The organism is Paenibacillus sp. FSL K6-1122 (genome assembly GCF_037977015.1).
GTDB classification, from domain to species: Bacteria; Bacillota; Bacilli; order Paenibacillales; family Paenibacillaceae; genus Paenibacillus; species Paenibacillus amylolyticus.
This window is the reverse complement of sequence record NZ_CP150272.1, coordinates 1356794-1383310: the sequence shown is the minus strand read 5'-3', so window position 1 is coordinate 1383310 and position 26517 is coordinate 1356794. Positions and strand designations below refer to the sequence as shown.

At 48.2% G+C, this 26517-nt stretch carries 22 protein-coding genes; 9 read left to right on the top strand and 13 right to left on the bottom strand.

Annotated features, from left to right (window positions below; all coding sequences use genetic code 11):
- Positions 1 to 34 precede the first annotated feature (34 nt).
- Positions 35 to 1744, top strand: coding sequence for a sigma 54-interacting transcriptional regulator (locus tag NSQ20_RS06065; RefSeq protein WP_340032107.1), 1710 nt, complete (start codon positions 35 to 37; stop codon positions 1742 to 1744).
- Between the two features lie 38 nt (positions 1745 to 1782).
- Here NSQ20_RS06065 and NSQ20_RS06060 read toward each other — a convergent pair whose 3' ends face one another.
- Positions 1783 to 3852 carry an ATP-binding protein gene (locus NSQ20_RS06060; protein WP_340032106.1) on the bottom strand — a complete coding sequence of 690 codons (2070 nt, stop codon included), beginning with the start codon at positions 3850 to 3852 and terminating at the stop codon, positions 1783 to 1785.
- 318 nt (positions 3853 to 4170) lie between these two features.
- Between NSQ20_RS06060 and NSQ20_RS06055 the strand changes: the two genes are divergently transcribed.
- On the top strand, positions 4171 to 4461 hold the full coding sequence (locus NSQ20_RS06055) for a hypothetical protein (protein WP_124117151.1): 291 nt from the start codon (positions 4171 to 4173) through the stop codon (positions 4459 to 4461).
- Between the two features lie 59 nt (positions 4462 to 4520).
- Here the strand turns inward: NSQ20_RS06055 and NSQ20_RS06050 are convergent, their stop codons facing one another.
- Positions 4521 to 6191, bottom strand: a complete 1671-nt coding sequence (locus NSQ20_RS06050) for a PucR family transcriptional regulator ligand-binding domain-containing protein (RefSeq protein ID WP_340032105.1) — start codon at positions 6189 to 6191, stop codon at positions 4521 to 4523.
- A 189-nt stretch (positions 6192 to 6380) separates the two neighbouring features.
- On the opposite strand from NSQ20_RS06050, the gene ald reads away from it, so the two are divergent.
- Positions 6381 to 7514 (top strand): alanine dehydrogenase, encoded by a 1134-nt coding sequence (gene ald / locus NSQ20_RS06045; RefSeq protein ID WP_340032104.1) that lies wholly within the window; start codon positions 6381 to 6383, stop codon positions 7512 to 7514.
- Positions 7515 to 7681: 167 nt separating this feature from the next.
- Here ald and NSQ20_RS06040 read toward each other — a convergent pair whose 3' ends face one another.
- Entirely contained in the window at positions 7682 to 8599 is a 918-nt protein-coding gene (locus NSQ20_RS06040) for a PD-(D/E)XK nuclease family protein (RefSeq protein ID WP_340032103.1), read from the bottom strand.
- Positions 8600 to 9110: 511 nt separating this feature from the next.
- Here NSQ20_RS06040 and NSQ20_RS06035 point away from each other — a divergent pair.
- Complete coding sequence (locus NSQ20_RS06035; protein ID WP_127547147.1) at positions 9111 to 9794, top strand: serine/threonine protein kinase; 684 nt, start codon at positions 9111 to 9113, stop codon at positions 9792 to 9794.
- 20 nt (positions 9795 to 9814) lie between these two features.
- Here NSQ20_RS06035 and sigJ read toward each other — a convergent pair whose 3' ends face one another.
- The 3 genes from sigJ to NSQ20_RS06020 are packed head-to-tail and all read right to left on the bottom strand — an operon-like array spanning position 9815 to position 12990.
- Positions 9815 to 10726, bottom strand: coding sequence for an RNA polymerase sigma factor SigJ (sigJ, locus tag NSQ20_RS06030; RefSeq protein WP_076329466.1), 912 nt, complete (start codon positions 10724 to 10726; stop codon positions 9815 to 9817).
- Positions 10716 to 12035 (bottom strand): NAD(P)/FAD-dependent oxidoreductase, encoded by a 1320-nt coding sequence (locus NSQ20_RS06025; protein WP_340032102.1) that lies wholly within the window; start codon positions 12033 to 12035, stop codon positions 10716 to 10718. The genes sigJ and NSQ20_RS06025 overlap by 11 nt, the downstream gene beginning before the upstream one ends.
- 58 nt (positions 12036 to 12093) lie before the next feature.
- On the bottom strand, positions 12094 to 12990 hold the full coding sequence (locus tag NSQ20_RS06020; protein WP_340032101.1) for an AraC family transcriptional regulator: 897 nt from the start codon (positions 12988 to 12990) through the stop codon (positions 12094 to 12096).
- A 129-nt stretch (positions 12991 to 13119) separates the two neighbouring features.
- Here NSQ20_RS06020 and NSQ20_RS06015 point away from each other — a divergent pair, with 129 nt between their 5' ends.
- Positions 13120 to 14007, top strand: a complete 888-nt coding sequence (locus tag NSQ20_RS06015) for a sugar phosphate isomerase/epimerase (protein WP_340032100.1) — start codon at positions 13120 to 13122, stop codon at positions 14005 to 14007.
- Between the two features lie 48 nt (positions 14008 to 14055).
- Complete coding sequence (locus NSQ20_RS06010; RefSeq protein ID WP_340032099.1) at positions 14056 to 15111, top strand: Gfo/Idh/MocA family oxidoreductase; 1056 nt, start codon at positions 14056 to 14058, stop codon at positions 15109 to 15111.
- Between the two features lie 310 nt (positions 15112 to 15421).
- Here the strand turns inward: NSQ20_RS06010 and NSQ20_RS06005 are convergent, their stop codons facing one another.
- Complete coding sequence (locus tag NSQ20_RS06005; RefSeq protein ID WP_340032098.1) at positions 15422 to 16741, bottom strand: glycoside hydrolase family 125 protein; 1320 nt, start codon at positions 16739 to 16741, stop codon at positions 15422 to 15424.
- Between the two features lie 114 nt (positions 16742 to 16855).
- Here NSQ20_RS06005 and NSQ20_RS06000 point away from each other — a divergent pair, with 114 nt between their 5' ends.
- Positions 16856 to 17917, top strand: coding sequence for a LacI family DNA-binding transcriptional regulator (locus tag NSQ20_RS06000; protein ID WP_339285848.1), 1062 nt, complete (start codon positions 16856 to 16858; stop codon positions 17915 to 17917).
- A 225-nt stretch (positions 17918 to 18142) separates the two neighbouring features.
- On the opposite strand, the gene NSQ20_RS05995 is transcribed toward NSQ20_RS06000, so the two are convergent.
- The 3 genes from NSQ20_RS05995 to NSQ20_RS05985 form a co-directional block, all read right to left on the bottom strand.
- Positions 18143 to 19756, bottom strand: coding sequence for a hypothetical protein (locus NSQ20_RS05995; protein ID WP_340032097.1), 1614 nt, complete (start codon positions 19754 to 19756; stop codon positions 18143 to 18145).
- Positions 19734 to 20309 (bottom strand): sigma-70 family RNA polymerase sigma factor, encoded by a 576-nt coding sequence (locus NSQ20_RS05990; protein ID WP_340032095.1) that lies wholly within the window; start codon positions 20307 to 20309, stop codon positions 19734 to 19736. The genes NSQ20_RS05995 and NSQ20_RS05990 overlap by 23 nt, the downstream gene beginning before the upstream one ends.
- A 142-nt stretch (positions 20310 to 20451) precedes the next feature.
- Positions 20452 to 20967, bottom strand: a complete 516-nt coding sequence (locus NSQ20_RS05985) for a mismatch-specific DNA-glycosylase (protein ID WP_100526891.1) — start codon at positions 20965 to 20967, stop codon at positions 20452 to 20454.
- Positions 20968 to 21088: 121 nt separating this feature from the next.
- On the opposite strand from NSQ20_RS05985, the gene NSQ20_RS05980 reads away from it, so the two are divergent.
- The gene (locus NSQ20_RS05980; protein WP_017690279.1) at positions 21089 to 22009 is read left to right on the top strand and encodes an AEC family transporter; all 921 of its coding nucleotides are present in this window, start codon (positions 21089 to 21091) and stop codon (positions 22007 to 22009) included.
- Positions 22010 to 22069: 60 nt separating this feature from the next.
- On the opposite strand, the gene NSQ20_RS05975 is transcribed toward NSQ20_RS05980, so the two are convergent.
- Positions 22070 to 22321 carry a hypothetical protein gene (locus NSQ20_RS05975; RefSeq protein WP_091015650.1) on the bottom strand — a complete coding sequence of 84 codons (252 nt, stop codon included), beginning with the start codon at positions 22319 to 22321 and terminating at the stop codon, positions 22070 to 22072.
- A 276-nt stretch (positions 22322 to 22597) separates the two neighbouring features.
- Here NSQ20_RS05975 and NSQ20_RS05970 point away from each other — a divergent pair, with 276 nt between their 5' ends.
- Complete coding sequence (locus NSQ20_RS05970; protein WP_101314168.1) at positions 22598 to 22990, top strand: RidA family protein; 393 nt, start codon at positions 22598 to 22600, stop codon at positions 22988 to 22990.
- A 140-nt stretch (positions 22991 to 23130) separates the two neighbouring features.
- Here the strand turns inward: NSQ20_RS05970 and NSQ20_RS05965 are convergent, their stop codons facing one another.
- Complete coding sequence (locus NSQ20_RS05965; protein WP_282319190.1) at positions 23131 to 23760, bottom strand: copper amine oxidase N-terminal domain-containing protein; 630 nt, start codon at positions 23758 to 23760, stop codon at positions 23131 to 23133.
- A gap of 95 nt (positions 23761 to 23855) precedes the next feature.
- Positions 23856 to 26465: a polynucleotide kinase-phosphatase gene (locus NSQ20_RS05960; RefSeq protein WP_340033001.1), complete on the bottom strand. Its 2610-nt coding sequence runs from the start codon at positions 26463 to 26465 to the stop codon at positions 23856 to 23858.
- Positions 26466 to 26517 lie beyond the last annotated feature (52 nt).

Genomic DNA, 26517 nt, shown 5'->3' with positions numbered 1-26517 from the left:
TTCTGAAAGTTATGCCCTAACTGAGGTGATATCGATGAAACATTTACTTCCAGAATTAATGTCTTTATTGCGTAAGGATATGGATGTTCTGGATACAGACCTCCCCACACTTACCATTCCGTCATCAACATCGTTGGTAGATGCCTTCTGCTTATTCGACACATCTTCTTATTTATTCATTCAGGATGATGGCCCTCTATTGGGATATATCGCCGTATCCGATGTTTTGCATGCCATGATGCATGCGCATCGCCTAATAGAAGCTTATTTTGAGACCACACTGGAGACAGCGGGTTCAGCTCTGACATTAATTAATGAAGATGCCAAGGTGGCCTACTGGACAACTGGCGCGGAGCATGTTTTTTCGATCAGCAAAAAAGACATCATCGGACAACCCGCAGCGGACTTTTTCCCTCCAGATCGGTTACAGTCTCTCAAGACGTTGTATACCGGCGAAACGGTCTATCGCAAACAGCATCAGCCACGGCCCGACCTCTTCGCCCTGATTAATGCTCGTCCTGTCCAACTGGATGGACATATTGTGGGTGCAGTTGCTGCCGAAGTGGATATAACAACCGAAATCCGATTACATCAGGAACTATTACATATGACATCCAAAGTTCAACATCTGGAAAAAGCCGTTGCTCGGCTACGTCCCGAATTAGATCCATTTGCCAGAATCAAGGGCAGCAGCTTGGTCATCAAGCAGTGCATGGATACCATTCGCAAGATCAGCACCACCTCAGCAACCGTACTTATCCTCGGAGAGAGTGGCACAGGCAAGGAGTTATTCGCCAAAGCCATTCATGATCTTCGTGAATTGCAGACGGCACCGTTCATAGCGATTAACTGCGGGGCAATTCCCGCTTCCTTGTTCGAAAGTGAATTATTCGGCTACGAAAAAGGCGCCTTCTCCGGAGCGGATCCCAAAGGCAAAAAGGGCAAGATTGAACTTGCCGAAGGGGGTACTCTTTTTCTGGATGAGATCGGTGAGATGCCATTGGAATTGCAAGTGAAACTGCTTCGGGTGTTGCAGGAGAAGAGTTACTTTCCTGTGGGGGGAACGCGAATGAAACAGGCCGACTGCCGGATTATCGCTGCGACCAATCAGAATCTACGGAGTATGATTGCACGCAATCAATTCCGAGAAGATCTCTACTATCGGCTGAATGTCATTAACCTTGTCATCCCTCCTCTGCGTGTGCGCAAGGAAGATCTCTATGAGTTAACCCAAACGTTCCTTCAAGAATTCTCATTGCTCTATAACCGTCATATAGAGTTGGTTCCACCTGAAGTATTCAAATTGCTGTTCCAATATGATTGGCCAGGCAATGTACGTGAATTACGAAATGTGATCGAACGCCTGACCATTCTGACGACAGATGGTGAGGTGAAGCAGGAATATCTGCCCGATACCCTCACTTCCCTCACCATACAAGAACAGTCCGAAATCCAACTGACATCCGGAATTCATTCACATGCCAACAACGAATATCAGCAACGTCAGGATTCGGCAGGAGCAGAACCAGAACCTCGATCCGTTGCACATGTGAACGAATTAGATCACTCCGATGATTCCGAACTTATCTCCGGTGTTACCTACCAGCAAAAATTGGACACCTATGAGGCGCAACTTCTAATTCAATATCTGAAAGCAGCAGGTGGCAACAAACGAACACTCGCCAAGCAACTTGGCATCTCCAGGGCAACGCTCTATAACCGCATGAAGAGGCTTGGTCTATGACCAGCCTCTTCTTATCGTCATTATCGGTATGATGAACCCTACAAAATTCGCGCCAAGCGAGTTAGCGCTGTTCTGAGATGGCGATAGAATGTCGCCCGACTCATGGAACACGTCTGGGCTGCGGCAGTTGGATTGCCAGCATGCGTCCAGTAGGCCGCGTATAACAGCATCTGATCTTGTGGAGATAGGCCATGTACTCTGCCTTCCAACAGATCAATGACATACAGCTGTAACTGGATTCCATCCTTTACTCCTCTAACCCTGCCAGCATATTCATGTAATTCTCCCGGGGAACGAAGATCCCCCAACATCTTGCGAACATCCTGTTCAGTCCAGATTACACCATCCACTTCCGTTGTTTCCGGCTGTATACGATCCTCTGTTGATTCCGGATCAAGCAGAGACATGACCCACTCTCCGAATTGCCCGCTACGCAAATCCAAATCAAGTATGTCCGCCTGGTCCTCGAATCTGTCACAGACACGGGTGCGGGTTCTTCGCATCTGGAATCCAATGCTCTGCAAAAATAGTTTCAGGTGAGGATTCGTTGCAACGAGTATCGCTCGTGCACCATCACCCAGTAGAGATAGTCGATCCAGTGCCATGTATCCCACCAGTTCTTCTCGTGTATAACCAGGCACATCATCTCTTGCCGCAGCCAGCAAGGCAAAGTGCGTATCACTCTGATCCGGGTCGTTTTCAAGTTCCTGTGGTGTGAAACATTCATACATCTCATTTGGAAAATATTTTAGTAACAACTCACTACTCTCCCTATGTACAAGAATGGTAATGAACATGGCGATTGTCTCCCCAAGCTTGTCACGCATTAATACGATTCCTTCGGGATAACGGTGCGCCAGTTCATCCAGGAAGGGACCATAGGATACCGCCTGCCATGGTTCCACGCTGTACTCGCACCATTGCTGTAACAGGCTGTGCAGAACGGGCAGATCCTCGCTTCTCATCGTTTCGAGAGGTGAGAACAAGGAATCACGGGACACATCCGCGTACTTGCGGTATTGAAGCATGGATTCCTGACACAGCAACAGCATCTTCCGGGCGATCTGGCGACGCTCATGAGCCCCTGCATGTTCATGTAGCGGTTTCAGCAGCTTCGCAATCTTGATACGCAATGTCTGCAACCGATGTGGCTCACGCTGTCGAAAATCCCGTAGCAGATGTACCCTGGCCATGTCATGCAGTCCAAGACCATCCGGACCGGAACGGATAAACGACATCTGTCTCAGCATGTGGTAGTCTTCTTGCGTCACAGTCATGTCCAGGACAGATGATAATAGTTCCTGATTGGCTGTCTCAAGCAGTGTTATTACCTCCACTACAGGATGCAGACGGGGTGTCGTAAGTTCCAATAATAATCGAGCACTGATCATATGGGACAGTTCAGCCCATTCGGACTGTGGGAGATTCCTCCTCTGATCTGCAGCTTCTACAGCAAGCGCCAGCCCCAGCGGATGTCCATCGGTCATTCTCGTAATGGTACCTGCCATCCCCTGATTCAGAAAGCCTGCCACCGTGATGTATTCCGTAATCTCATCAACTGTGAAATGTTGAAGCCGCATCTGTATAAATCTCTGATGTAATCGGGGATGTGTCCGCCAGGTGGACGCCAGTTCCGGGCGTGATGCAAGAATGACAAGTATCCCTCTTAACGGAAGTTTGGATACAAAGACTTCCATGAACCAGCTTTCTAACAGAGCAAGCTCTTCATAATTATCCACGGCCAGAACCAATCTCTTCTCGATCGATGTGTCTCTCAGCAGACTCAATGGTCGCGGGTATCCTTCACTATCCATTGTTTCCAAGCCTAATGTAGAGGACAAATAATCCATAAAAACGGAAGGAGTCGCCCCACATGATCGACCATCCATCCAGATTGCCCTCGCTCCTCGATCCCGAGAGACAGATAACATCTCTGAAAGCAAGGAAGATTTACCAATTCCTCCCATGCCCGTAATTGAAAATATGGTTAATGGGGCTTCCGGATGATTGAACCACCGCTCCAGTGTCGTCAGTTCCTTGGTTCGACCAATGAACCGTTTGCCATCCTCAACATATTTGTCGTATTGAGCCTCACTACTGTTTCCCATATATGTCCTCCGTACTAGATACTGGTACTTTTAATATACTTTTTTCTCTCACAAAATTGAGACTATATTGAGACGCGCAACTGGGTGTGAAGTGATAGAATCTTGTTAAAAGCCAATTTATAGTAAATATTCAAAACAGCGGACATGGAAACGTTTTTACAAGGTCTACATAGAACCCTCCGCGCTACTTCTTAACATAATGGATCATTCCGCCAATCAAGCACAGCCAACATGTACATGAGCATTTACCGATCTCGAATTCATGCTTCCCTTTCATACCCTACTACCAGCCCGATATTCCAGGAAAGGCGGATTTGTGTGAGAATAAACCTCGATATCTGTAATCTGAGCGGACAACTTGGAATCAATCCTAAACGACTTAATGAATGGCTGCACCAAAGTGGCATTTCAATGGAGGACAATGAAGCAGAACAGGAAGGACGTCCCGACCGGTCGTCACCCCCGTATCGGCTGGCTGCTCCTTCTTCATTATCACTGGCACCTTCCTCCGGTCAAACGAAGCTTTATCGGGGCCGACGCTCCACTTCCACTCTGCAACGCCTGCCTGCTTCATTACGACACACCCGGCGGATTAGTAAAAACTGCTAGACTGTGCTCAAGGTAGTGTAAGATCGATGCACAGTCTGTGTTGCATCCCTTTCACCTCATCAAGAGGATTGCCACTGCCCATTCTCAATCATCACGTGCGCGAGCAGCGCCATCTCCAGACAGATTCTTCTCCCTTGATCCATGTAACCTGGCCCCATCAGTTCTTCCAGCTTCTCCAGTCTGTTGTACAACGTTTGCCGATGAATAAATAACTGGGCGGCCGCATCCCGTTTGGAACCAAAGTTCTGCAGGTAAGCATCCAACGTCTCTACCAATCGCAGGTGATGCGTTTGGTCATGTTCAATCAACATACCCAGGTGATCCTGTACAAAGGGTTGCAGGAAGGATTGGGGTAACGCCTTTAACATTTGATATATACCCATACGTTCGTAAAAGTGAACATGTTCCATCGGATCTACCGATCTTGAAACCTCGATCACCTGATAGGCCTCCTGAAGGCTCTCCGGCAGGCTGGTCAAACGGTTGCGTAACTTGCCAAATCCCACATGAATCATAACCTGTTTCAAGTTACGGCTCGCAAACCGCTTCACGTCCAGAGCGATTCCTTCCAGCAATCGTAGCAGCTGATGACGTGCAGCAGTCGTTACCGCTTCCTTCGCACAACACAGATATACCTGGTTGTTCTTCAGCATAATCAGGCTAGGCAGATTGTTCTTCTTGAGCAGGGAACGAAGCAGGACAAGAACATCCTGATGATTCGCTTCCATTCGCTCCCGGCCTGTACCCTTCAATCGATGCTCAATCTCGATGACCCCTCCTGCAAACCAGTACTGTCCCTTCACCAGCAAACGAAGCCCCATTCGAGTCTGAGCCTGTTCCTCCTGATGGATGTTGCCATTCATCAGATCCTGGATCAGTTCATTCTGATTGCGGACCATCTTCTCTTCAAGAAACTGGGAACGAAGCGTGAGCGCTGCCGCCGCCTTCGCCGTATAATCGAGCAACAGCTTGAGATATTCCACTGGAGCTGCGGGATGCACAATCATGCCTACAGCCGAAAATACCTGGCCAAAACAGACGACCGGATGACACAGCAGAGCCTTCTCTTCGTCGATGTGGAACCATAATTCAGTATCTGAATCATTCAAATCCAGATGTTCTACCTCATGCTCGTACCAGGTATAGATGGCCTGTTCCGTCTCCGGAACAAGTTCGGGCACAAAACTGCCTGGCTCCATGGACGAAATGTACACCACCGGTTTGGCAGCGTACTCATGTAGCAGGTTCAGCACAGCAGACATATCCGTACTCTGTAATGTTCGTTGCTGAAGCTGACGGGAGTATGCTTCCAGACTTTTCAGCAACTGGTGCTGATGATTAATGAGTAGAGAGTGAATATCCTGTGTAATCTCGACAAAACGGACCGGTTGCTCAAATACGATTAGCGGAAACTGGTGTCTGTCCGCCAGTTCAATCAGTTCTTCCGGGATTCCGTATATGCTGGTTCCAAACTCCACACACAGCCCGGCTGCCTCACTGCCAATGAGTTGAAGCAGATACTCTTCGCGCCCTTCTTCCGATTGAAGCCACAGTCCAGTGGATAAAATAAGATCATGGGGGCTTACGAATGGAGATACATTGGTAATCTCCAATACATGAACCCAGCCAACCTGACGGTTCACTCCATCCTTCCCTGCCGCTAGTCGTGCTCGGCCAAATACCGGACGTGCAAGGATATCTTTGATCGTAAACACACGGTCATTTCGCAATGGCGATCCCTCTTCGTGTTATTTTTTCTTACATTATAATCCATGGACAAATGTCCTGAACAGTCTTTTTCGACAATATGTTGAGTTCAATTTCTAAAGATTAGACATCAAGTAAGGTGCAAAACGATTATCCAAGTCATAAACTTGTAGTATAAGCTAACAACCAATAAATGGACGAGGTGCATGGTGATGAGAATCGGAATTCCCAAAGAAATCAAGAACAATGAGAATCGTGTAGCAATGACTCCGGCCGGGGCTGCTGATTTCATCAGAGCCGGTCACCAGGTACTGATTGAACAAGGCGCGGGGAACGGCAGTGGATTCACGGATCATGAATATCAAACTGCGGGCGCCGAGATTCGGATGGATGCCATGTCCGTGTGGACCGAAGCCGATATGATCATCAAGGTGAAAGAACCGCTTGCCAGTGAATATGGATATTTTCGTCCGGGACTGATTCTGTTCACATACCTGCACCTCGCAGCGGAACCGGAGCTTGCCAAAGCCCTTATTAAAAGCCGGGTAACGGCTATTGCGTATGAGACGCTGGAGGTCAACAGCGCTCTCCCCCTGTTAACCCCTATGAGTGAAGTTGCAGGCCGTATGGCCTCCCAGATCGGAGCACAGTTACTGGAGAAAACGGAAGGTGGCAAGGGCATTCTGTTGTCCGGTGTACCCGGCGTCAGTCGGGGGAAAGTAGTCATTATTGGTGGCGGAACGGTGGGAACAAATGCAGCCAAAATTGCTATTGGTCTTGGCGCCGATGTGACCATCCTTGACCTGAATCTGAATCGTCTGCGGCAGTTGGATGATATCTTCGGCAATCAGATCCACACGCTAGTATCCAGCCCGTCCAACATTGCAACAGCTGTTGCAACGGCAGATCTGTTGATCTGTGCGGTGCTGATTCCGGGCGCCAAGGCGCCAACACTTGTCAGCGAGCAAGTGGTTAAGACGATGGCACCGGGCTCGGTCATTGTGGATGTGGCGATTGATCAGGGCGGGATCGTTGAGACCATTGATCATATCACAACCCACGATGAACCGACCTATGTGAAACATGGCGTCGTGCACTACGCGGTGGCGAACATGCCGGGCGCCGTGCCGCGTACTTCCACGGTGGCGCTGACCAACGCCACCATGCCTTATGCGCTGCAGCTGGCCAACCACGGTGCAGCCGCCGCGATTCGCGGCAGTTCGTCCATTCGCAGCGCGGTTAACGTGCTGAATGGACACATCACGTATGAGGCGGTTGCCCGGGATCTCGGGCATGCCTATGTTCCTGCGGGTCAGGCGCTGGAGAATACCGCCGCTGTCCAGTAATCTTGATATGATCGTTCCATCCGGCGCCTTGTCGCCAGGCCTGTGGGACGCAATAGAAGCGCAAGTCGGGCAGATGATGTTCCCGGCTTGCGCTTCTTGATTTTTTTCACATATGAAATAGCTCGTTGTTTGGTATAAGGCCTTTAGTTTCCTACGGTTTGGGCGCTTCAGACTGCTCGCTCACTGCACACTTCGCGGAAGTTGCAATCCCGGCAGGACCGGTGCGATGGCATCGCTGTGAAGTAGGTGACGTCCTTGGGACGGTTGTAATACTCATCCTCCACGCAGGATCGCATCTCCTCAATGTAACGACCCACGTTCTCCTCCACCTTCCGGATATCCTCTTCTGTCGCTGTAAACTCCCGGTGTTTTCCGGTTAACAAGTACTCCACACGCAGCTCAATCTGCTCCAAAGGAATTCGGTAGTGCTCCCTTACATAGGACGCGTACAGCATTAGCTGATCTGAGAAGTCATCTTCTTTGCCCGTCTTCCAGTCCACAATAACAATATTGCCGTTACTGCGTCGATACAATAAATCCATCTTCACATACACACGCGTATCGTGCAGCATCATGGTATCCCATTTCTCGATCTCCAGAATGTCCGTACTTGCTCGGGACAAGTCCTCCCACGTAAGCGTCTGGTACAGGTTACCGACAGAGGCCGAAGCCCGTTCCTTAATCGTGGCGATCCGGTCATTTAACGTATCATCCCCGTAATAGATCTCGGACAACATCGTGCGATTCTTGGGGTTCAGTCGCCACTGATCCGCGTCCATGGATTCCACATACGCCTGATTCAGCAGCTTGCGTATCGTCTGTTCCAGGAAGTGTTCACGCGGTTTATCTTTGCCCTCTTCCCTGCTGCGTACCGCCGACTCACACATCCGATGTGCGAGATCCCCAAAGACAAGATACAGATTGCTGAGTTGCTTCAGACGGTACAGACGAACCTGCATCTCATCAGCAGAGTCTGTCTTCCAACCGTTATGGGCACCGTAATAATGATAATAATATTTGCGCAGGCACTCATCGAACATACTCGCCCGCGACTGCGAATAAGACCACTGCGGGTATTGTGCCATAAGTAATCTGCCTTTCTGTATGCCGGATCTGCATAAGATCCCTTAATGCTCACAGTATAAAGCCCGGGCAACCTTGCCGCAAGCGCGCTTCCGTTATTTTCTTCTGACGCAACCGTTTCCGATTCGATCCGTATCGTTTATATAGTAACATCACCAAAAGATGAAATTGCGGAGCAGAACGCATAATATACTCTATAGAGGGCACGAATTCGGGACCGCGATGTTAGTACGGTCTAGCCCGAAGCCAGTGCTGGCCCGGCGCTAACGAATCTCACACACCTTATCACGTGGATCATGAGGTTTTACGGAACTTAACGAACCCCAGACAAGCTAATTAGTCTTATTCGGTTGTAGAACATGTTTACTGCAAGCAAATGAGCCAATAGCGTGTCTCTGATTCGTTACATTTTCAGATCTGCCGATTTACGCGAAATAAGACTTACTCGGTTCGTTAGAAAATGATTATATGAAAAAAAATTGTACAGGCATATCCTAAAAGGAGGCACCACCCATGAATCGACCGGATTGGTTCCAGGCGGAAGAAGCATTACAACAGATCCAAGTCATCGGAAGCGACCGGAATGAGCTCGTGAACATCATCGGCGATGTAGAAGGATTGAATTGCATTGGCACAGGTACGGATGCGGCTGTATTTACGTATGACGGCTTGCCGCAGTATGCCTTCAAGATGTACTCGGATCATGCCTTGGACAAACTCGAAAATGAAAAACAGGTATACGAGCAGCTCAAAGGTCTGCCATACTTCCCTACCTATTACGGCAGCGGCCGGAATGTGCTTGTGATCAGTTTTGAACCCGGGGATACACTGCTGGAATGTTTGGAAAAGGGAATCTCCGTCCCCGAGCAGGTGATGCTCGATGTGGACGCAGCGCGAGAAGCTGTTCGCAGTCGCGGGTTGAACCCTCGCGACATTCATCTGAAAAATGTAATACTTCAGAACGGACGCGGGAAAGTGATTGACGTATCCGAGTATATTCAGGACGGTAATGACAATCGCTGGGAGCATCTCGTCTGGGCTTATCACAACATCTATCCACGGATCAAAGGAACGCCCATATCTCCACGCATGCTGCAAACGATCAAATGGGGATACAATCAGTTCGATCATGCCAACGTCAAAATGGACGACCTCGCCAAGAAAGCCAATCGTCTGTTCTCCAGATTTATGAAATGAGTATCCAAATTCACTTCACTTTAACCTAAATTCAGATGTTGCAGCTTATCCGGGTTACGCAAGATATAGATCCGCTCAACACAATCGTTTCTAAAAGCTAGGCTGACCACAGTCGGGAATGCCTCAGAGGGGCTGCTTAATACAAATCCTAGTTGTCCATTGACCTTGACCAGACGTACAATACCAGCGCTGTCCCCTTTGGATAAGAGCCCTTGAATGAACGCTAGCACCCGCTGGCTTGATGTAACGGGTTTAATTGCTGCCACAACTTTACCACCACCATCACTGTACAAGGCGACATCGTGGGAAAGCATTTTTAATAGTCCTCCCATGTCTCCACTCGACGTGGCTTGGAGGAAACGAAGCGCAAGCTGCTCGGACTGAACGCTGGGAGTCAACTCGACTTCCGGCTCGTCCTGGATTTTACGTTTAAGACGACTGTATATTTTCCGGCAGCCGACCTCCGTCTTGTTCAAGAAGTCTGCTATATCGCCATAATCAAATTCAAAAGCTTCTCGCAGAATAAATACCGCGCGCTCAATTGGGGTTAGCCGATCAAGCATGACCAGGAAGGCGTACGAAATCGTATCTTCCAGTTCAATCGTTTGAAGTGGATCATGTTCCACCGCTGAAACGGATTCTCGAGAAGCCTTATAATTTTGCACCAGAGGTTCCGGCAGCCATGTCCCGACGTATAGTTCCCTTTTTTTACGTGTTGATTTCAAGTAATCGAGACAACGGTTAGTTACCATTTTGCATAAGTATGCTTTCAGGTTCCGAACAGAGCTACCCTCTTTATGAATACCCTGCTGCTGTACTGTTACAAATGCGTCCTGAACCACATCCTCAGCATGAATGACAGATCCCAGCATACGATATGCGATAGAAAGAAGAAGGGGTCTATATGTCCTGTATACCAATTCAATCTCCATAATGTATTCCTTCCTTATCTATTCCTCTACCTTCTATTATCATTTGAGCAGCCCATTTTGCGCTCGCCAGAGAGGCATTAATCAGCATCCCTTCATCCCCTACCCAATCGCCAGCAACATAGAGCCCCGGTCTTCCTGTGATCTCAGATCCAGGTCTACCCGAGAGACCTCCGTTCTCAGCTGTGACACTGCCATGTGAGACAAGCATTCGTGGAAGAAACCGCTGCTTAATGATATGCTCGCGCCACCCCGGCTGAATCAAATCGAGAAAGCCCTTTAGTTCGTCTTCATCCTGCCTTGGATCCGATTTTGATGATTCCGACAAATACTTCATCACATGCACAACTTCATATACAGGGTTCTCTGATAAGGAGGCCGCGGCGGAATGGTTGGAGTAGTACCAAGGATGATTTACGCCTAAAACAAATTTTGTTTTCGGTTGAGGCATCCCGGACACGACGAGATCCAGACATGCGGCTCGAACAGGAGTTAACTTGTGATACAGTTTGGCTTCAATGGGTGAAAGAGCAGGATTAAGCAGAGCTAAAGTATCCAATGGGCCAGCCGTTGATAAGACGTGGCGAGTCGTCAACTGTGAACCATCTTTTAAGGAAACCATCATCTGAGGATAACTTCCGGCAATTTCTCGTACGACCGAGCTTGTGCGGATGGATACACCCGCCTGCTGAGCTTGTTCTGTGAGCCGACTAACGAGGAATTGCCAACCTCCATCTATATACAATACTTGGTTCTGTTTGAGTTGTTCAATGACGGCGCCAGCACTTACCTGATCAGGAGCATCGCAATAGGTGCTCAAACGAACAAGCGCAAATACGACACTACGTACACGTGGACTGGATACCAGGGTTTCCAGGTAAGTCTGCAAACTAACGTTATGCAAAACGGATGTATCTACCTTTCGGAGAGAACTGTAGAACCGAAGAAGCTGGCACTTCTCTCTCCATTTCAAATACGATCCGAGCAAGAGCTGTGCTAGGGAAATTGTCTTATTCCCGCCGTTTGTTCCTTCAAACACCAATGTATCTGGCGGTTTCGGTACTGATCCGATAGGTGTGACGCCTACCTCATGGAGAATGGGCAACGCTGCTTTACTGAGAGCATGAGCCCCCAAGTTCACGCGTGCTCCCTCAATCTCATTTGAGATAGCGCGTCCTCCGAGCTTTACCCCTTTGTCGAGCAACAGTACAGTCTTTCCTGCACGGGCCAGATAAATCGAGGCGGTTAAACCGGCAATGCCTGCTCCAATGATGATAACATCCCATACTGGCTCATTATGATGCTCTGTCATGTACATCAATCCCCTCCGCTTAATGCATACATGACGATGAGCAGCGGACTTTTGTGACTCAGACTTGCTTCTTCATTCGCCCCCCAGAAGGAGTTACTCCCTTGTACTGTTTGTATAACTTCGTAAAATAGTTGGCATTGTCGCAGCCAACTCTGGCGGCGATCTCTGTAATGGTCAGACTACTGCCTTGCAGCAGCTGCTCTGCCTCACTCATCCTGCACCCGTTCACGTATTCCACAAAGGTACGTCCGGTCAGCTTTTTGAACATTTTGCAGAAGTGATACGCATTTAATCCCACATGACTTGCCGCTTCCGTAACAGACATCTTGCCTGTGGGGTCCGCTTCAACCTGTGCAATCAACTGTTTGAAACGTTCACGGTTTGGAAAATACGATCCGACCGTTTTATCCGGTAGTTGCTGCGGCATAAAGGTTCGCGCAAGCAGGGTGAACAAGGCATGCAGCTTGGATTTCACCACGAGCTGATAAGCCGGGGGCTGTAACGCCATTTCCTCCACAGCTTCATTTAACAAAGAATAATAGCCTGTGCAGGCTGTGTTTTCCTCTGCCGGTTTGACCGGAAATCTCACTCTTCCTTCCAAGTACGGCGCGACATATTGCTCATGCACAGGATCATGAGTGAAATCATGGAACAGTGCACGGTTGACCACAACAGAATCATAATGCACATCCCCCTCATCCAGAGCATATCCGACATGCAATGTACCTCCAGAAATGATGATGACCTCACCTGCTCGAACCACATAAGGTTTGCTATCAATATGAAACAGCGCACTGCCCTTACGCATAATAATCAGTTCAAAATGTTCATGCCAATGCAAATACAGAATGCATTCTTCAACTTTCATATCTGAACACCGATTTTGGAACAGCTGAAATGGATGTGATTTATGGTCAATTCGGGTATTTTCGTGAAGCGCTTTCAGATCCAGCACGACTTCTCCCCCCTCTTCACAAGATCCGACTATTATTACACAAGATTGTTTAGAGCCATCCCGTTAATCCACGGCTATAATGAGTGTGTCACGAAGTACTATAAGCCAATATTGGAGTGAAATACAACCATGAATAAATCATTACGCATCGGTACCCTTGTAGGCGGGCAGGACGCCGTCCGCGTTATCCCGCAGATCATGCAACATGGCTTCGAATCATTTAACCTGACCTTCTGGCAAACAACTGGTGACCTGGACCTGGCTGAGACAGCCAAACGTGTCCGTGAAATCGTGGACGAACAAGGCATTGTCATCTCCGCGGTGAGTGTATTTGGTAATCCGCTCACCGGAGCCAGAGACAACGCCGATACACTGGCAAGCTGGGAGCGGGTGATTGATCACGCACAACTCTTCGGTGCAGATATCGTCTCCGGGTTCACCGGACGATTGACCGATCAACCCATTAACGAGTCCATCCCCCGGTTCAAGGAAGTATTTGGTGAACTGGCACGTAGGGCAGCAGACCGGGGTGTACGCATTGCTTTTGAAAACTGTGATATGGGCGGCACCTGGCAGACAGGCGACTGGAACATTGCCCATAACCCGACGGCCTGGGAGATGATGTTTGATGCTGTTCCAGATGAAAATGTTGGGCTGGAGTGGGAGCCTTGCCATCAAATGTCCAGCCTGATCGATCCTATTCCACAGCTACGCAAATGGGCTCACAAAGTCTTCCACGTACATGGCAAAGATGCCACGATTGCCTGGGATATTGTTAAGGAATACGGCGTGCACGGTCCACGGGAATTTGTCTGGCACCGTACACCCGGCTTCGGGGATAACAACTGGGCAGACATTATCACCATTCTGCGCCAGAACGGTTATCAGGGTACGATTGATATTGAAGGCTGGCATGATCCCGTCTACAAAGACGAACTCGAAATGACCGGACAGGTGCATGCATTGCGATATTTGAAACAATGCCGCGGCGGCGATTTTGTGCCCAATCCGGTATAGGAAACAATACGAGCTGTATAACACAATCCATGCGAAGGAGATGAGAACATGACTCATCCTTATCGGGTAATTATCGCTGGCTGCGGTGCCATGGCAAACACATGGGCGGACTATGCCTTGCAAAGGCCAGATACAGTAATCGTCGGACTGGTCGATCTGTATGAACAGACAGCCCTTGCTTTTGCTACAAGACATGGCCTCACCTGCCCCACGTTCACCGATATCCGTGAAGCCATTCAAACGACTGGTGCAAATATCGTATTTGATGTCACGATTCCGGCGAGTCATTACGGCATTGCTATGACGGCCTTGAAGGAAGGATGTCACGTGTTTGGCGAGAAACCACTGGCAGAGTCCTTCTCCGACTGCACAGATATTGTGCAAACCGCTCGCAGCACAGGACACATTCAAGCCGTCATGCAGAATCGCCGTTTTGATCCGCGTATCCGCGCCTACCAGCACCTCATTTCCGGCGGAGCTATAGGGCAGGTAGGTTACGCAGGAGCCGACTTTTTCCTCGGGCCACACTTCGGTGGATTCCGTGATCTGATGGATAGTCCGCTACTGCTCGATATGGCGATACATACGTTTGATCAGGCACGGTATATTCTCGGAGCCAACCCAGTATCGGTGTACTGCCATGAGTTCAACCCTCCAGGTTCCTGGTATCAGGGCAATGCGATGGCGTTATGTATATTTGAGATGTCTGACGGGTCCGTATTCAACTATCGCGGATCTTGGTGCGCAGAAGGTGTACCCACATCATGGGAAGCAAGCTGGCGCGTAATCGGTGAAAAAGGAACCTCCATCTGGGATGGTCATGATGACATCTATGCTGAAGTAGTTACTGCGCAAAGCCTGGATGCTGACGGCAAACCATCCTTTTTCCAGCCAAGTGAGCGGATTGAAGCGGAACTGCCTGTCATGGACAAAACAGGACATCACGGCTGTCTCGAAGACATGTTCGCCGCACTGGAATCCGGCCGACTGCCTGAGACCGATTGCAGTGATAACCAGTTCAGCATGGCCATGGTCCTCGCTTCCCTGGAAAGCGCCCGCACAGGACAGAAAGTGTTCATCGCCGATCTACTGAAAAACACATAGCGAAGCGCCTGTGTATCTCATCATAAACAAAGCCCAAACTGCAAAGTTCAGCAGTTTGGGCTTTCTTGTTTTTTTACCTACTCCCCTATTCTAAAAAATGATGTCGTTCAAAAAACAGTCGCGCTCTATAGTAAAAGCAGTGCAGGGAACGAAATCGATTCTGAAGAAGCAAAGCGTTCGCCTTTATCACCGGATTTCGACTTTACAAAAGTCGATCAGGAAATCCGGGGATAACAGCGATCAAAAGAACGATTCGTAACCGGAACGGCTGCTTCGCGAGCAGTGAGTATTTTTTTGAACTTTCATCATTTTATAGAATTCCTTTTTTCATTGCCTTATACACCAACTGCGAGAACAGGCTGTTGGACCAGGCAAACCATGGTCTGGTGAACGTGTTTGGATCATCGGCGTGGAAACCCTCATGCATATATCCAGTACCCGCATCCGTGTTCTCCAGCAATTCAATCATCGCCAGTATTTCCTCGTCATTGTCTGCAGTCAGACCCTGCATGGATAGCGCCATGTGCCAGATATATCCCGGAGGGGTATGAGGGCTACCAATACCTTTGGCTACCCGCCCTTCATAATAAAACGGATTTTCCTTACTTAAAATGAATCGCCGTGTGTTCTGATACACCCTGTCTTCAATCGAAGCATACTCCATATACGGTATAGACATCAGTCCAGGTGTGCCCGCATCATCCATCAGACAAAAGTTGCCGTAACCGTCCGTCTCATAGGCATAAATCTGCCCATACTCTGGATGACGGTAAGTACCGTACAGGGCAATACCATGTCGTATTTCTTCTTCCAAACGAGCCATCCGGCTTACCAGTTGTTCATCTCGGAACACCCACTTCGCGATCTCCCCCATCTGGCGCAAGGTTACCGCAGCGAACATGTTCGCCGGAATATTATAATGAAAATCACAGGCATCATCACTCGGACGAAATCCGGACCAGATCATCCCCGTATAATTCACCGGCATACCCAATCCTTCATTACGTAGCGTATCATGGGCAGGACAATTGCGCCGCATGAACCGGTAAGGTGATTGCTCTTCGTGATGCTGCTCCGTCTCCCATAGTTGTACGATATTCTCCATCACTTTCTTGAAGCGCTCATCGAATATATCCGTAAGTTCCGTCTCCCGCCAATATGTATAAGCCAGCTTCATGGAGAAACAAAGAGAATCCAATTCAAACTTCCGTTCCCACACCCAAGGTGACATCTCCGTCTCATCATTGGCATCCCAATGCCATCCATTCGCTGTTTCATTGAACGCATTGGCATAGATATCCTGATCAGCGTAGAACGTATGCCGTTTGATCAGGCCTCCGATAATACGCTGCAACTTCTCATCATCCTTCGCAAGTGGAACATAATGCATGACCTGCTCTACGGAATCCCGTAACCACATAGCGGGAATATCCCCTGTAATCACAAAGGTTGTCCCATCCTCCAGTAGCTTCGTGGTCGTTTCCAGTGTATTCGGAAAACAATTGCGAAACTGAGTCAGCAATCTCGGTCGATGTTGCAAACGCTCGTCCGCCTCAGTCAGAATATCCTGCACAGCTTGCGGCAATTCCAGATGCGGCATAGGGATTTTCGGTAATCTGAACTGTTCCATGGATGTCGTCTCCTTATAACTATATTGTTATTTTTGTTATGATAATTTATAATAACATTATTATTTGTAAGTGTACTGTGTCAGAAGATGATCGTCAAATGAAGGAGTAATGATATGTCACGCAAAGTATCCATTCAGACGCTGGCTGACCAGCTCGGATTATCCAAATATGCCGTCTCCCGCGCACTCAGTGGCAAGACGGGTGTCAGTGAAGGAACACGCGCACGGGTTCTGGAACTCGCTCGGGCACTGGGGTATCGCCAAAGTACTCCAGGTACTAGCAATAGTTCTGCTACTGCAAACCATGCAGATCCGTCCGATCCACCGTTTGTTCTCATTTGCATGAATCAGCTCAACCGCGGTGAACCCCACTACTGGCAACGTGTTCTGTCAGGCATGATCTCCGCCTGTAATGAGCGTGGTTGGCATCATGCCATTGTATCTCCCTCACTCGGAGTGACGGACGAGAACACCTCTCCCGAAAAAGCCATTGCTCCTCATTTGGACTGGGAACGTTGTGCCGGGATTATTGTCATGGGGGCTTTCCCTCATACGGTTCTGCAAAGACTCTCTCAGACAGGCCGTCCTATTATTCTGGTAGATCATCAGGAGCCCCTGCTGAATTGTGATACGATCAGCCATGATAATCTGGAAGCTGGCATCACCGTGGCTAGATATCTAATGTCTATGAATTGCCGAAGGATCGGCCTCATCACAGATGATGGTCGTGCTGCGAGCTTCGCCCAGCGGAAAATCGGGATTGAGTTGGCTTTGAATCATTTCCATGTGGACACCAGTCATACGACCAGCTTCAGAGAATGGAACATTCCGTATGAGAACGGGGAATGGGTTAACCAATTGGCCACCAAAATTCAAAACATGCCAGATGACGAACGTCCTGACGCCTGGATCGGTGTTAATGATGATATTGCTTTGCAATGGATGCACAAACTACAGGAGATAAGCATCTCCACACCTAAAGATTGCCTTGTCATCGGTATCGACAATGTACACTCTGCGGTTACGTCCTCCCCGCCCCTGACCACAGTTAATCTGTGTAAAGAGGAACTTGGACAGCGCGCGGTCGAGGCTTTGCAACGCCGAATCGAACGCCCGGGGACACCAAAAGAAACGGTTATGTTATCCACTACGTTGATTCCAAGGGAATCGGCATAATTCAGAAAGGGTACTGCTCTTTTCTGAAGATAAATTCGTTAGGTACTTGCCTTCTCCGTAAATCTGGTACATACGAAAGAGGCCCCGCATACCATTATGCAGGGCCTTTTTCGTATATTAGGCTTATATCCTTATATTCCTGTACATTCACACTTAAATCTGTTGATCCATCCTTATACATCCATTCGAAGCTTTCATTTACTTCATGTCTAATTGTACTAGTGGTTATTTCAGCCAAGGCAAGCTATTGTACGACGGAAGATCCACTTCCCAATTCACATCGCGATACTCTCTATTGACTACGGTTCTTTTCAAAGTGAATTTTGTACCCTTTTCTTCGTTAAACCCCCGAATTTTTAATTGCAGATCATCTTCAACGTATTCACCGTTATTATTAGGTTGATCCGGATAACCGTTCACTTCAACAGGATACTCTTTTCCATCCGAATCTACTGCAACCCAGCGATCACCCATGAAAGCATTTCGGAACGTCCCACTCCCCTTCAGAACTAGTGAATACCCTTCCTTTACATCAATCTTCGGAGGATCATACGATTCCATCAGTGGCTCGTACTCAAAATCATAAAACAATATTTCATCTCCAAGCTGTTCAAAATGTACAAAAGTATAAAAATTAACGTCCTTACGCATCCTCTTCAGATCAACTTCCACTGATTTCTCTTCCTTCACCGGGAGGGTGTAACCATCCAGAACAAAGCGAATGTTCTTCGCATCTACCGTTACCAACGCAGGGTCCCATGTCTCTGACAACTTCAACGGCCCACCGTTCCTTAAGTCACTCTGATCTTGGAGCTGGAACTTGGCTTGACGGGCATCTGGTCTTATTCCATTGAAAATTCGATATTCATTTGTTTCAGGAATCTCAAGATGGTAGATGATACTCATATAGCTCGCCCAATTCTCATCAACTTTGGCACGAAGTTCATCATCCAGACTCACATTCAGGTCAAGCCGGGTTCCGTTTGGCGTACGTACAAGCTGTGTCATATCAAGCTTTAGTCCTTCTGGCGACGTATATGTGTTATCCATAGAATTTTCAACAGCCAATGATTTGGCTTTGGTCATATCGATATTGAATTGGAAGCTCCAATCCACCGTAACATCTCTATCTTCGTAGGATTTCTTCTCGTAATCATAATATCCGCCCACATTTAGATTACGCAGTTCACCCCGCACGACCACCTGATCCGGAATTTCATCATCAAACTGGAATAACAATCGTTCAGTTACAGAACCCTTAGTTCTGGTATCTCTTGCAAGAGTAGCAACCTGTCGTCCCTCTTCATCCGTAACATGAATTCTCCCCATCGCAGACAGTGACCGTGATAACCCTAATCCATCAGGTGTTGTTTGTTGCATGGTCATTACCATATGTGATCGGTCTACAAGCACGTCTTCAATTTTAAGCGTGTAGCCCTGGTCATTGATATTGATATCCGGATTAACTACAAGTCCGAGAGGTTTAAGACGTTTGTAATCATCTGCAAAATAGGAATATTTCAACTCTTCCGGCACAGCCATGTTCGGTAGTGGCGGGTGATCCACAGCACTCACTGAGGGGTAGGGCGGCTCTGCTGTTCGTTCAAAAGCAAACCAGGCCCCTCCCGCAAGAATCACAACTGCCGCTGCAACGATTCCAGTCCGATGCATCCAATGCGCTCTCATGGATTTTTTCACGAATGGATACTGATCTTCTCCACTTTCCATGGACACGCCATCCAGCTTCTGCATGACCTTAAGCGTAAAATCCGCGTCCGGCTCCTCACGATACAGGTGCTCCTCCCACAACCGATCTTCATCCCTTGAAATAGGCTTCATACGTAGCTAAACCTCCTTTGCGTTCCATTTGCTTCCTCAGCGTTTTTTTCCCGCGATAAAGGGCGTTGCGCACTTTGGTTGAACTCATACCTGTAATGTCTGCAATCTCTTCATAGCTCAACTCGTTTGTGTACTTCAGTAATAACACCAGGCGATACGATTCAGGTAACTGTTCGAGCTGTCGATATATCTCACGTTGCATCTCTTTATGCAGCACACGCTTTTCCGGTGTTTCATTACTGACAGGTTCGATCCCCTGATCGACCGGAGACATGACGGGTTTCTTTTCCCGTATAAAATCCCGCATCCGATTCACCGCAATGGTGTACACCCACGACGAGAAACTTCTTCCCTCCCGCCGCGACGGGAGATGACGATAGATACGAATGAACGTATCCTGAGCGAGATCCTGTGCATCCGGATGACTCGCGCCCATTCCGCGCATGATGCCGTAGACTTTATTTTTATATCGATCCACTAGCACGGAGAACAACTGCTTATCCCCTGCAACAATACGCTGAATAAGCTCCTCCTCCGGTATCTGTTGATTCATGTAATCCCCCTTCTCTACAGCTTCCATGCATGGTTCTGTACTATATAGACGGAAGCCGTTCCCGAAACCTCTCACTTTATCCAAAAAAAAGAATTCGCCCTTATCGGCAAAGCCGACTGGGTGAACTCTGCTTACTTGCCTCTTAATCTTCCCTGTTCTTCTCCGCAACAAAATCAGCAAGCTGGGAATAGATCGCCACAATCTCATCCATCGACATGCGCACGAGTCCACTGGACGACGGAGCGACGAACTCCTGAATTTCCTTGACGACCGGGTCGTCCTGAAATCCCCATTGCACTTTGGTACGCTTGCTGTACTGGGTGTATACACCTTTTCCGACAAAACAAGCGATGTCCGGTCGGTATTTCTCCAACTTTTGCCGTAAAATCTGTCGTCCTTCTGCGTACTCTTCCTTCGTAATATCCTCCATACCTCTGGTGGGACGGGCCACAATATTCGTGAATCCATATCCCAGCTTCAGCAACTCTCCATCCTCCTGTGCATCATATAAACGCGGGGTTAATCCCGACCGTTCAAGGATGCGCCAGAACCGGTTTCCTTTGTAAGCATAATGATGACCCGTCTCTCCAGACGTAATGCTCGGATTGAAACCAATAAACAATATCGATAAACCAACATCCAGATGATCTGGAATCATGATCGGAAGCCCCCTTATCTTTTTTAACTAATTACATCTTTCGTGTGTGTATAAAATGATATAATAAGCAAAGTATTTTCGAAATCGGATTGAAATTTCCATGAAAAAGGAAGCTGAACTAATGATTGCAGACATCATGCTTGAAGTCGTCCTGCCCGTCTTTCTCCTGATCGCCGTCGGGTCCTGGATGCAAAAGGTGTTCAAGCTGGACTTGTACACCCTCGCCAAAATCAATTTCTATTGTATTACCCCCGCAGCCGTCTTTATGAGCATGTACCACTCGGATATGTCGGGCGAACTGCTTGGGACCGTGACACTCTTTTACGCGATATATGTATTGATTCTCTATATTGTAGGTTCTGTATTTGCGCGCTCGCTTCGGATGAATAAAGGCATGAAGGCTGCCTTCAACAACAGTATTATGCTGGATAACGCAGGCAACTATGGACTGCCCATCAATGCGCTGGTATTCCGCGGGGATCCACTCGCCTCTTCCATTCAGGCACTGGTCATGTCTTTGCAGGCATTACTGACATTTACCTATGGCGTGTTGTCCATTCAGGGCGCGAAGCTCAAAGGTAATTACCGTGCCGTGATTATTGGATTTCTTAAAATGCCCGTTCCGTATGCACTCTTGCTGGGGATTCTGTTACACATGTGGAAGGTTCCCTTGCCTACGTTCCTGTCCATGCCGCTGACCTATGCGCAGCAAAGTATGGTTGCCGTGGCACTGTTGACGCTCGGAGCACAGATTGTAAAATATCCAATTCAACTGTACCGTCTTGATGTGTATATTAGCACATTTTTGCGCCTTCTGATTGGCCCGGCTATCGGGATTTCAATTGTGCTACTGCTTGGGTTGGAAGGTATCGCTGCACAGGCACTTATTATCGCTTCCGGTATGCCGACGGGTGTCAACGCATCCATTCTCGCAGAAGAATACGATAACGAACCCGATTTTGCAGCCCAGACGGTGCTAATCTCAACGTTGCTTAATATCATCACCATTACCGCACTGATCTCTTATGCCAAAACGTTCTGAAATGAAAAATAAGTCCATGACCCATGAGCAGGGTTGTGGACTTATTTTGTGGTGCTGAAACTATGTTTCAAACGTCGTTCGTTCCGGGAACTTGCCGCCTTCCCTGAATAAACATCGTACGAGTCGCTGCGCAGCTCGGTTAAAGAAAAAACTCGGACTTACCCCATCCACCTGGACAGGTTCCAGTTCCCTCACACTTTCCTTGATCTTATTCATCTCAATGAGCCCCATCTTTCGCTCATTCGGTCCGAAGCGATAAATAACCTTCTCATCGTCCTCCGTCTGTTTCACCAGCAGAATCACAGATGCCATACAGGTTACCCCCTATCGTTACGTTATGAGATTCCATTAATCACTTGCCTACTATAATTATTACCCAGATTATAGTGGAAGGATATAGGACTTAAGTTAGTTATACCTAAATTAAATATCCTGATATAAAGATTCTCTGAAATGAGTCGTTAGGCTCACAAGCACCGTGTTTACACTATCCTAATGGATAGTCACTGTCATGAAAGTGCGTACTGCCCAAGTCGTTTTTCTCCGTTTATACTAACCTTATCTTGAATTCCCAAAGGAGAGAACTATATGTCTACAGCTCAAATCTATAGCCACGGTGTCCCGTGGGAAGAAGCATTCAGCGTTGCTCAGGGATACAGTGTTAACGGTACGATCTACATTGCAGGTCAATTTTCGCATGATATGCAGGGGACGTTTATTGGTGTCGAAGATATTGAAGCACAGGTTCGCCAGACATTGGATAACTTGGATCGCGTGCTCGCAGGATTTAACGTGACCAAGTCGAACATTGCTGAACTGGAGATTTTTTTGGTTCACCCGCAGGAGCATCTTGAGCCATGTGTTGCCGTGTATAAAGAGTACATTGGTACTCATCGTCCGGCTGTTACGATGGTTGGGACATCGGGTCTGGCCTTCCCTCATCAACTGATTGAGATTCGCGCCGTTGCTCATACCAACTGATTCGGAAAATCCCTAACGCTCCGCACTAAGAAAAACAGCCTGATAAATTACTCACTATAACGAAGTTCATACACACACAAAAAAAGCAGGTCGGATAAACTCCGAACCTGCTTCTTTATGAATTCTTATTCTTATTCTTATTATTTGACTTTCACCGTCAGCGTATTACCAGATGAAGTGAGGGATGCCCCAAGCCCTTCTACCAAAACTCTGAGTGGAATGTACGTTGTTCCCTTAATTTCTTTGGGTGCTGCCTGTAGGGTGACTTCTTTTCCGTTAACCTTCACCTTTTTACTGCCCAAGGTAAAGATTAGCTTGTACTTGTCTTTGGTAACGGTAATGGTCTGAGTCTTACTGTCCCAAGACGTTTTGGCTTTCATTGCTTTGGCCATCTCACGCAGAGGTACGAGATTTGTGTTATTCATTATAATTGGAGACTCGGTGAAAATAACCTTGGAACCATTCACCTTCACCTGAACAGCAGACTTGATATATTCTGGTTTAGGAGTGGCTTTCTTTTGGGTTGCCGTTGAAGACTTGTTACTTTTCTTGGTACTTCCTGAACTGGATGAACTTGAAGAGGAAGATTTGGAACTCGAAGAAGAACCTCCGTTGTGATAATGATATTCCCCTTGTTTCAGCCCCCATTTTGCACAGTTGGTTCGACAGGTATGTCCCCCATTTGCATCTGTTCTTCCCGGATGGGCAGACGCAACAGTAGCAAAAATCATAAAAATGGCAAGCAAACTGCTTATTACTTTGATACGCATACGGATAACCTCCAGCAATTAGTTTAGCCAGAGTATCATACCATAATTACCCATACAATATAGGTTAATAACAAAATTTATTTTCACATAACAGTTTACAAACGCGGGTCTACTCGCTCTGATTCTAGCGAAAGCGTCGCCAGCACGCATTCATGAATTCGTTCCACTGGCTCTCTGCGTATAAAGCGCTCGATCCCCTCCATGCCCAAGGCACTCTCCATTAAGGCGTGACGTTCTTTTTTGGACGTTTTGCGTTTACGAAGTCGGGACAGATTCTCGGGTGCCAGGTAATCCATACCATAGATAATGTGCAAATATGCACGTCCTCGTACTTTTATCGCAGGCTGGATGATTTTGTTGTTATTCCAGGAGCGGAATGTTTCGGGTTTGATCACAATCCCCTCATGTCCTTCCTCCGTAATCTCATCCCACCAACGAATGACATCCGTTTCATCTGCCTCACTTGCGATCACGCGATATTCCGTCTCCATCATCAAGGTCGACATCCGGGCGAACTCACGGTTTTGTTCCATATGCCATTCATGTGTTTGCTCCCAAAATGCTCCCGTGCTATGTGCAAGTGTATGGAACGGCGCAATCCGAATGTCCCCGATATCATCCACATCCCAGCAGTATTTCTGGAATACATCGCGGAACGTTTGGGAATTAGTGAGTTTACCTACTGTTTCCTGCAACCACTCCTCTACGTTACGACCTGCTGCTTGAGCTTCGCGCAGTTTGTCCAGCACCGTAGAGCGATCCATCATAGAGGCTTCAGCCACATGTGCATATTGTGAAGCAATCAGCTCACGCGCCTTTAGATTCCAAGGTACAATCTCCGCATCGAGCAATACAAACTCCGTTTGATGACGCTCAAAATAACCGTCTACGGTCAAGTCCGCATGTAATCTGGAAAGCACATCTTGCTCTGTCGAAGGGTCAAAAAAGGATCGGCCCGTCCGGGTCACAATGTTCCCCAACATCGGCCTACCCACTCGTTGCACCGCAGCTTGCTCATCGCGGAAAAGAAGCAAAATGGCCCGGCTGCCCATGTGTTTCTTCTCGGCAACCATACGGGTAACGCCCTGTGAGCGATAATAATGGAACGCATCCTGTGGATGCTCCAGATATCCCTCTACAGAACAGACACTCGGCGGCGGACTCATCGTAGGCGGGATGTAAATCAGTTCTTCCAGCGGTACAGTATAATGGGAAAACGTATCAATTGCCGTCTTCGCCACCTCACCGTGCACAAACACATCAAGTTTGGATGCTGTCTGAACCGTGAAACCCTCCTTGAACTTACGTATGTTGGGAGGAGCAAAACGCCGCTGTTCCCAGCGCTTTAATGGACTATCCGGATCCCTCGCATAATCCTGCTTCGCCGGAACACTGACTGCCTCACGTTCTGGCATTCGCCAAGCAGTGAGCATGCCACCAAAAACGACACCTTGATCAATGTTGACCGTATCATTCACAATCGTAGGATATGGACGGGGATCATGTCCCCAGACGATGCATTCACCCGAATTGTGATCCACGTACCAATCCTTGCGCACAGGCCGACCCTGCTCATCCGTACCCTCTACATCGCCATATCGGCAGTAATCCTGAATGCGTTTGGACTGTTTTCCGATAAAATGATCTCGAATTCCCGCGTGTGCTACAACCACCTGTCTTACCCCGTTCCGGGAAAAGACCAGATGAGATGGTGCATCAAGCAGAAATGCCCTAAGCTCTGCACGTACTCGCTTTGCTGTCTCTTGGCCTTGCTCCCGCTCAAACTGTAGCAGTTCCATCTCCACCCGTTCGTCACCATGACTCAACGTAACGTCACGACCATCCAGATAACGCGCGATCTTCCAGCCGTGATTACTGTCAATCATGTAAGCGAGCTCGGCGGCACAATGCCGTTGCCAGAACAACAGACATTTTAAAGATTCTGGCCCACGGCTCGTTACGTCACCAACGGAAACCAATTTCCGTCCTTCAGGGTGACGGTACAGACCACTTCCATCCTCGTCCACATACCCGAGACGCACGATTATTTCCATCATTTCATCGTAACAGCCATGAATATCTCCGATGATATCAATACCTGTACCCATGTCGGTCACCAGCGGATTGGATGTGCGGACAAACGTAATCTCATCCGGCTGCTTCAGCACATAACTGGCATCGAAGCCATCCTCACGGATCGAGCGCAATGTGCGCTTGAACTGCTGCACCTGTTGTTTCACCCGTTGACGTCCACGCGGATACTCCCGCTGGGCATCACGTTCCAGCAGCTCTTTTTCAGGGATATCCAGCACCACAGCAATCACAGGCACATGAGCCTTTCTTGCCACCTGAATCAGGCGCTCGCGATCCTCGGGATACAGATGTGTCGCATCCACCCAGGTCAGCTTGTTCAGACGGCAGCGGGTTGCCAGCATCGCCTCCATCGCCTCAAATGCTTTGGCCGATACTTGCTGATACTCCGCATAGATCACATCCGCTTCACTGCGGGGACGGTGTTTCCAATCCACATACTCATCATCTCCAACCAGCATGCGGAATTGATCTGACGAGACGGCTTCTGTGCGGCGAATGACACTTTCTGCAACGAGACGATCCAACATCGTACTTTTGCCACTGTTGGACGGGCCAACAAGAACGACGATACCTGCATAGGGCAGACGGATCTCCCGCTGTCTTTCCTTCATCTCATTTTTCCGATCCTGCTGTCCTCTGCCCACACCACCTGTTTCGCTAGAA